The sequence below is a fragment of the Desulfosarcina sp. genome, assembly GCF_041551955.1.
GTDB lineage: Bacteria > Desulfobacterota > Desulfobacteria > Desulfobacterales > Desulfosarcinaceae > Desulfosarcina.
The window spans coordinates 19,774-27,679 of record NZ_JBFELV010000017.1 but is presented as its reverse complement, the minus strand read 5'-3'; the positions used below and the strand labels follow the sequence as shown (position 1 = coordinate 27,679).

Sequence of the window (7,906 nt, the reverse complement as noted above, 5' to 3'; positions counted from 1 at the left end):
ATGCCTTCGGTACGTCTGCTGCCGGTGGTTTCAAGGGATATGGCACTGATGCCGTAGTAGAGCAGCTCCTCCACCAGCTCGACCCCGCTGAAACCGGGATAGGCGACAGTGAAGTAAAAGCCATCGGCCAACGGCTGATCCTCATCCATGTCATAGACCAGCGAAAAGCCGTTCTCGGTGAACAGGCGCTTCATCGTCCGGGCGCGCTGGCCATATTCTCTCACCGCCGCGACAAAGTCGTACCTACCGTCGTTGACCGCCTCCAGCAGTTTGGCCAGGCCATACTGGGTGCTGTGACACACACCGGCGCTCAGGGAATACATGCCGCCAAAAATATAGGCGTAGCCGAACCGGTCGGTGCCGAACCATTGCACCAAGCCGTCGCCGGTGGATTCGAACAGACGATCGGAAATGGCTGTCATGCCGATGCGCTGACCGGCCAGGCTAAAAGATTTGGAGCTGGAGACGAGCAAAATGTAGTTGTCCGTATAGCGGGCCACCGTGGGGATGAAGGGCGGCACCCCCGGCCGGGAGGTGTCCTGCCTGAAATCCATGCCGAAGTAGGCCAGGTCCTCCAAGGCGATGACATCGTAGGCCGTGCACAGCTCGCCGATAATGCCCAGCTCTTTCTCCGTGAAGCAGATCCAGGCCGGGTTGTTGGGGTTGGAATACATCAGGGCGCCGATCCGACCCGACGACAGGTAGGACTCCAGCTTGTCACGCAGCCGGTCCCCTCGGAAATCGTAAACGTCGAAACTCTCCCTGGGCAACCCCAGCACCTGGGCCTGCTTCTTGTTCACGGGAAATCCCGGGTCGATAAACAGGATGCCGTTCCTGCCCTGGATCCGGCGGCCGGCCATCATCATGGAAAGAAAGCATCCCTGCATGGCGCCCACGGTGGGCAGGCAGTGGGCCGGCTGCACGTCGACGTCCAAAAACTGCTTCACAAAACGGGAGATTTCGGTCTTCAGGCTGGGGATGCCGTCAAAAGGCGGGTAGATGGCGCCCACACCATTTTTCAGGGCAGCTATCTCTCCCTCCACGGCAATCTCCGGCGGGGCCATCCCAGGGATGCCCATCTCCATGCGGATAAACCGCTGCCCGGAGGCCCCTTCGATTTCCCCCACCAGCCGGTTGAGCTCACGGATGGAGGCCAGTCCCACGCAGGCCAGCCTGCTTTCACGGATTTTGTCCCGAACGATATTGCCGGGAATCGGGGTATCCACTAGACGATCCCCCCCTCTGCCAGTGGTTTGCCATCGAGTATGCGCTGGGGGCTGAAGATCGACAGATCCAGCGTCGGGGTGTCACCGATGATCAATTCACTCATGTAGCGGCCCACGGCCGGGCCTTGCTGGAGGCCGTGTCCGGAGAAGCCGTTGGCCAGGTAAAATCCTTTGATTTCAGGCCATTCGCCGAGGATGGCATTGTCGTCCAGGGTGTTGACCGCATACAGGCCCGCCCAGCCCCGCACCAGCTTCAGTCGCTCGAAAGCCGGTACGAATTCAGCCAGTTCCGGCCACAGAAGATCCATGAACCGGTTCTGATCCCAGGTGAAATTGAACCCCACCGGGTCGTCGTCCATGGATTTTCCCAGCAGCACCATTCCCCCGGTTTCCGTTCTGAAGTAGAGTCCGGATGGAAGGACCGTCAAGGGCAGTGGACCGTCGGGTTTGACGGCCGGGTCCAGGCAGAAGCACTGGCGCTTGACCGGGTTCACGGGCAGGTCCACCCCAGCAGTTCCGGCCAATTCGGTGCACCAGGCACCGGCGCAGTTGACCACGACCTCAGATGCATAGGTGGCGCCGGAGGCGGTCTTGACGCCGCTGATCTGCCGGTTGTCGACCGCCAGTTCGGTCACCTCGTCCTCGATGTAGACGGCCCCCTGGGCCCTGGCGTTGGCCTTGTAGCCCATGAGCACGGCATAGGCGTCGAAATGACCGTCTTGGGCGCCGAAGGTGCCGTCAGCGAACCCCTCGGTCGCATACAGGGGATAATGGGCCTTGATCTCGTCCGGTGACCACCACTCGACCTGACATCCCAACGCCTGCTGCATCGCCATGGCCGCTTGGGCATCGGCGGCCGCGGGTGCTTGATGAAGAAAAAGGTTGCCCTCGCGGTGGTAGGCGATGCGGGGACGGTTGCCGGCCAGCGTCATGTCGTCTTCGAAGCGTTCCAGCACATCGAAGGCGTACTGTGAAATCTGGACGTTCTGCTTCAGGCTGAACTGAATTCTGGCGTTGACCATGGACAGGGTGGTGGAGGCCCGCGTGTAAGCCAAATCCCGTTCGATGACGGCCACGTTAAGTCCCGGATTCTTGCGGGTCAGGTAATAGGCGGTGGTGGAGCCCATAATGCCGCCACCGACGATGATGATATCATAACGACTGTTTCTATCCATGGTCAGAATTCTCCTTGAACCGGTCAGGCCTGTTTATAGTTGGGCCCTTCCCCACCCTCCGGACAGGTCCAGGTGACGTTGTGGAAGGGATCCTTGATGTCGCATGTCTTGCAATGCAGGCAGTTGGTAAAGTTCAACTTGATGCCTTTGATGCCGCTGCCGTCTTTGCCGGTTTCCAGTTCATAGACATCCCCCGGGCAAAAACGGGTGCAGGGGCTGCCATAGGTGGGATAACATTTCTCCACGCACACCCGCTGGTCGTGAATGAGGACATGGCTGGGTTGGTCCTCCCGGTGCAGGGTGCCGGAAAGGTAGACGCCGGTGAGCTTGTCCACCATGGCCGGATCTTCCGCGGCCGGCTTGGACGGCGCGTCGGCAGGTCCGGCAGCAGCTGCATGGTCTTTCAAGGGAGTCAGGGTGGAGGCGTCATCCACGGCGGGGAGGCGATCGACCAGCCCCTTGCCCTTGGAAATATACTGGGCGGCCAGATGGAGCCATTTGACGGGTCCTTTCTTGGCCAGGGCCTGGGCGAAGTTGCGGCCCTCCCGAAGCTCCGCACCGGCCCAGCTGGCCTCGATCCGCCGGCGGTAGTCGTCCAGGGTGTGACGTCGGGTATCGCCGGCCGCAAGAGCGTCCATGATGGTCTCGGCGGCCAGCATTCCCGACTTCATGGCCAGGTGGATGCCTTTGATGGCCGGTGTGCTGTGCATGGCTGCACCGTTTCCGGTGAACAGGGCGCCGTCCACGGCCAGGTTCGGCATGGAAAACCAGCCGCCGGTGGAAACGGCGCGAGCCCCCTGCTCCACCACCTTGCCGCCCCGGATGATGCTGCGGATCATCGGGTGCCCCTTGAAGCGCATGAACGTGTCGTAGAGGTCCAGCGACGGGTTCTCGTAACCCAGGGCAACCAGAAAACCCAGGGCGATACGGTTTTTGGCCATTTCATAGACAAACCCACCGCCCGGGGTGTCCAGATCCAAGGGGTAGCCCATCGTATGAATGTCGTTGAAGGCGCTGCCGTTAAAAAAATGGTTTTCCGGCAGGTGGATCACTTCCTTGATCCCCGTTTCAAACACCTCGGGCAGACGGCCCGAACGAATGGGCAGTTTGTCGGCCAACGCTTTCATCAGGCTGCCCCGGGCGCCCTCTCCCAGCACGGTGACCCTGGCCAGCAGGTCGATGCCCGGCTCAAAATTGGGTTTGGGCCGACCGTCTTTGTCCAGCCCTTTGTCGCCGGTACGAACCCCCGTCACCGTGATGCCGTCGTCGGCCATAAGAATCTCTTTGCCGTCGAAGCCGGGAAATATATTGATGCCCAATGCCTCGGCCTTTTCCCCCAGCCAACGGCACACCCGGGAGAGACTGACGATGGGAAAACCGGTGTTGTGCATCTGGCGAGGCACCAGCGGCATTTTAAAACTGCGCTGCGGTGTGAGAAAAAAGAAACCGTCGCCGCGCACGGTCTGCTCCACGGGGAATCCCTGCTCCAGATAATCCGGAAAAAGCTCGGCGATGGCCGCCGGATTCATCACCGCCCCGCTGATGGCATGGGAGCCGATGGCGGCACCCTTGTCGATGAGGGCGACTTCCAGCTCCTGTCCCTTTTCCGCTGCCAATTGCATCAGGCGGATGGCGCCGGCCAGATTGGCGGGTCCGCCGCCAACAAAGAGTACGTCAAATTCAATGGTTTCGTGCGTGGTCATCGGTCTCCCCCTTTTTCAATCCGGTTTCCAGAAAGGCGACAGGAAAAATGCCATGAATGAACTGAATCATGTTCAGGGGCATTCAGATAGCCTGATTTTCCGTTAAAAACAAGGGGCCCGGGATGAAAACCGGTCTGTTTCAACCGACGGCCAACGATTCTCTGGTTCATAGGGGCGGCGTGGCAGCCGGATAAGACCGCCGGGAGGGATCGGGTAATGATGGTGAAATCGAAGGCAGGCCAACCGATCGCCGCCTGGGCCGCCCGGGTCATTGGGGGCATGCTGCTGCACACCGGTTCAATGGCAATGGATTCGCCGGGTCGGGACGGCATGAATGTTTCAACGCAGAAAACCGGCATGTTATACGCCTGCTACTATAGTAAGCACACTTAAAGTTTTACCAGTTGTATACTATTAGTCGAAAAAGCTGTCAAGGGCCTTTATACATCGGCCCGGAGACACATATGACTTGTTTAATGCAACGATCCATGGTATCTGCCATGCCTGACCTTTTCAGCCAATTCCTTAACTTCCGTATACGGCAACCCAACCCTGGCGACGCGTGTGCATCGTGCCGGGATGATCCTGCAAGGAGGCGTTGAGCATGGAAAACCGCAGCAGCAATTCAGCATGGATACTGGTAGTGGTTCTGGCCGTGTGTCTTCAGGTGGCGTTTGTTTTTGCAGATGGCAAACAAACGGCCACGGGAACGGCGATCGAATTTTCCAAGGCTTATTTTCTACTGGATGCCGGCATGGAAAAGTATATGTGCAATGAACTGGCCGGTACGGCGGATGAACCGGTCGTCACCGCCTACCTTCAAACCATGACCGATGAGGCGAATGCCCGCGGATTCGGCACCGGGATGGTCAAACAGGCCATCATCCATGTGAAAACCCAAACCCTGGCTCAGGACCCCGAATCCGCCAGGATTCATCTGAAGGGGAAAAACCGTACCTGCATCCATCCGGTCTTCGCTTATGTGGCGTCGCTTTTTCGTTTGGGCCAGACTTATGAATTCGAAGCGACCCTGGACCTGGTCAAAGAGGATGGCAAGTGGAAAGTCTGCGGGACCCCTTTCGGCCTGTCCATGGATGGATAGCCAGCCGGCATTCAGCAGGACTGCCAATGGCAAGAGGATGGCAACACCTGCCTAACGGTATGGGTCGTTACCGTCAACGCAACGATGAGCATCCGCCGCCGGTTTCACAGCCTTCGTGAAACCGGCGCTTATTTTCTGGGTCGCGATAAAAGGCACAGGGACTGGATTGCACCGGTGGTTCCTTGCAGAAAGGCCAACCGACAAGCCGGTTTGATAACTGCCTGGCGCTGACCACAACCATTTAACGTCTGCATCCTGGTGAGGATGCCTGCCAATGGACGCTGTTTATCTGGAGATTCGAAAGATCGCCCGCAAGATCGCGGCCCGCTATCCCCGGCCTGATTTTTATCGTGCCCATCCTTCCGAGACCAATGGTTCACGGCGGTTCTACCACTCCGATGTCGCTATCCTCAGGCTCCGAGAAGACATGGCCGGATGCCTCGACGACGATTTCGGCCACGGTATGGGGCACGTGGAAAAGGTGGCCATCGATGCCGGCACCCTAGTCATTATCGAAAGCCGCTTGGCCGGCCATGCGGAAGACCGGGTTCAGCGGAACCTGCTGCTGGCTCAGTGCGCCGGTTTGTTGCACGATATCTGTCGCAAAGAGAAATCACACGCCGAAAAAGGGGCCGAGACGGCGCGCGATATCCTGAGGACGTATCCGCTTGTGCCCGAAGAGATCACCCATGTATGCACGGCCATTCGCAACCACGAAGCCTTTTCCCGTCTGGAACGACTGCCGGCCCGTCAGGCTCGTATCATTTCCGACTGCCTGTACGATGCGGACAAGTTCCGCTGGGGACCGGACAACTTCAACCATACGCTCTGGGACATGGTCGGATTCGTGAACCCGCCGTTGGAGGTTTTTGTGGATCACTTCCCCAAAGGCATGGCCCTGCTGAAGAAAATCCGCGGAACCTTCCGCTCCCGAACCGGACGTCGCTATGGGCCCCAATTCATCGATATGGGCCTTGCCATCGGCGAAGAATTGTACCAGGTGATTCTGACTGACTTCATCCCACCACCCTGAGCCATGCCTTTTATCCAATAAGGACCGTCGACTTTGCGCGTTCTGCTGATCAACCCCTTTTACCCGATTTCCGAAACCCCGTCTCCACCCCTGGGCCTGGCTTTCCTGGCCGGGGCATTGGAGCGGGCCGGGAACCCGGTCAGGCTCCTGGATTGCGTCGTGTTTCCCTATGACAAGGGTTATCTGGCATCTGTGCTGAAGGATTTCAAACCGGATCTGGTCGGTGCCACAGCAGTGACCATGACCGTCGACCATGCCCTTGGTGTGCTGGACGCGGTCAAAGCGCTGAATCCATCCCTCACCACGGTAATCGGAGGTCCCCACGCCACCTTCTGTGCAACAGAAATTCTGCAGTCATGCGACCAGGTGGATGTGGTGGTGTGCGGTGAGGGAGAAAACACCCTTGTGGCCCTGGCCCACGCCTTAGGGACCGATGCGCCTTGGGAAAAAACCGCAGGGATCGTTTTTCGCGACGGCAACCGGATCGTCAAGACTGCCGCAGTGCCACTGGCGGAGCTGGACGAACTGGCCCCGCCGGCCCGTCACCTGATCCCGTTGGGTCGATACCGGGCGCTGGGCATGCCGGTCAGCATGACCACCAGCCGCGGATGTCCGTTCAAGTGCATTTTCTGCGTGGGGCGCAAGATGGTGGGCGCACGGGTCCGCTATCGCGATCCCGTGCGCGTGGTGGACGAAATGCAGGCACTGTGCGCCATGGAATTTCACCAGATCAATCTGGCCGACGACCTGTTCACGGCCAACCCGGACCACTGCCTGGCGGTATGCAACGAAATATTGAACCGCGGGCTGAAGGTCAAGTGGACCTCCTTTGCCCGGGTGGACACGGTCTCGCGCAGGATTTTGGAAAAGATGCACCAGGCCGGATGCACCACGATCAGCTTCGGGGTGGAGTCCGGCAGTCCCGATATGCTCAGGCGAATTAAAAAGGGGATCACCCTGGAGCAGGTCGTGCATGCGATGCAGCTGTGCCGGGATTGCGGCATCGATCCCCACGCGTCATTCATCCTGGGACTGCCGGGTGAAACTGAGACGACCCTGGCGCAGACCCTGGCATTCGGTGAGCGTCTCAAGGACATGGGCGTCAGCCACGGCTTCCACATTCTGGCCCCCTTCCCAGGCACCGACGTTCGCGAGCGTGTCGATGAATACGATCTGCAGATCGAGTCCGACGATTGGCGGCGGTACCATGCCAATCGCGCCGTCATTCGTACGGCCGGCGTTCGGTCGGAAACCATGGACGCCGTCGTGATCGATGGTGAGCGGCAGTTCGACCGGTGGCTGGGAGAACTCGCCCGAATCCGAGAAGACGGGCGGGCCACCGACGAAACGATCTGGCCCCTGGTCCGATTGGAGCACACGGTGGTGATTTACGATATGATGATGAAGCGGCTGATTGAAGAAAAGGGCAACTGGCCGGCGGAGACATCAGACGATGCGGATGAAACCCCCACAATGAAACTGATCCAGCGCCTTTCTGGTGAACTGGATCACCCGCCGGCACGAATTCGGGCAGCTATCGAATTTGCCTTCGGTCAGCGTTATCTGACCCGAAACGCGGAGAATGGATGGATTCACTGGTCCTGGGTGGACTATCTGTAAGCCTGATTCCATGAAAACGGGGGCCTGTCCAATAGACAGACCCCCGC

The 7,906-nt window shown here is 59.1% G+C and carries 7 protein-coding genes; 4 read left to right on the top strand and 3 right to left on the bottom strand.

What is annotated here, in order from left to right:
• The 3 genes from ABYV26_RS02650 to ABYV26_RS02640 all read right to left on the bottom strand — a co-directional run.
• Positions 1 to 1,226, bottom strand: a 1,226-nt coding sequence (locus tag ABYV26_RS02650) for an aminotransferase class I/II-fold pyridoxal phosphate-dependent enzyme (RefSeq protein ID WP_372677905.1), incomplete at its 3' end; no start/stop codon positions are given.
• Positions 1,226 to 2,401, bottom strand: coding sequence for an NAD(P)/FAD-dependent oxidoreductase (locus tag ABYV26_RS02645; RefSeq protein ID WP_372677903.1), 1,176 nt, complete (start codon positions 2,399 to 2,401; stop codon positions 1,226 to 1,228). The genes ABYV26_RS02650 and ABYV26_RS02645, both read right to left, overlap by 1 nt.
• Positions 2,402 to 2,424: 23 nt before the next feature.
• Positions 2,425 to 4,104: a 4Fe-4S dicluster domain-containing protein gene (locus ABYV26_RS02640; RefSeq protein WP_372677901.1), complete on the bottom strand. Its 1,680-nt coding sequence runs from the start codon at positions 4,102 to 4,104 to the stop codon at positions 2,425 to 2,427.
• 216 nt (positions 4,105 to 4,320) lie between these two features.
• Between ABYV26_RS02640 and ABYV26_RS02635 the strand changes: the two genes are divergently transcribed.
• The 4 genes from ABYV26_RS02635 (at position 4,321) to ABYV26_RS02620 (ending at position 7,859) form a co-directional block, all read left to right on the top strand.
• Positions 4,321 to 4,497, top strand: a complete 177-nt coding sequence (locus tag ABYV26_RS02635) for a hypothetical protein (RefSeq protein ID WP_372677899.1) — start codon at positions 4,321 to 4,323, stop codon at positions 4,495 to 4,497.
• Between the two features lie 211 nt (positions 4,498 to 4,708).
• The gene (locus ABYV26_RS02630) at positions 4,709 to 5,206 is read left to right on the top strand and encodes a hypothetical protein (RefSeq protein WP_372677897.1); all 498 of its coding nucleotides are present in this window, start codon (positions 4,709 to 4,711) and stop codon (positions 5,204 to 5,206) included.
• A 274-nt stretch (positions 5,207 to 5,480) separates the two neighbouring features.
• A complete protein-coding gene (locus ABYV26_RS02625) occupies positions 5,481 to 6,239 on the top strand; it encodes an HD domain-containing protein (protein ID WP_372677895.1) in 759 nt (252 codons plus the stop codon).
• A gap of 33 nt (positions 6,240 to 6,272) precedes the next feature.
• The gene (locus ABYV26_RS02620; protein WP_372677893.1) at positions 6,273 to 7,859 is read left to right on the top strand and encodes a radical SAM protein; all 1,587 of its coding nucleotides are present in this window, start codon (positions 6,273 to 6,275) and stop codon (positions 7,857 to 7,859) included.
• Positions 7,860 to 7,906: the final 47 nt, after the last annotated feature.

Excerpts from the sequence above, each read along its gene's own strand:
- ABYV26_RS02640 (WP_372677901.1), bottom strand. The coding sequence starts at position 4,104 with ATGACCACGCACGAAACCATTGAATTTGACGTACTCTTTGTTGGCGGC.
- ABYV26_RS02635 (WP_372677899.1), top strand. The coding sequence starts at position 4,321 with ATGATGGTGAAATCGAAGGCAGGCCAACCGATCGCCGCCTGGGCCGCC.
- ABYV26_RS02625 (WP_372677895.1), top strand. The coding sequence starts at position 5,481 with ATGGACGCTGTTTATCTGGAGATTCGAAAGATCGCCCGCAAGATCGCG.
- ABYV26_RS02630 (WP_372677897.1), top strand. The coding sequence starts at position 4,709 with ATGGAAAACCGCAGCAGCAATTCAGCATGGATACTGGTAGTGGTTCTG.
- ABYV26_RS02645 (WP_372677903.1), bottom strand. The coding sequence starts at position 2,401 with ATGGATAGAAACAGTCGTTATGATATCATCATCGTCGGTGGCGGCATT.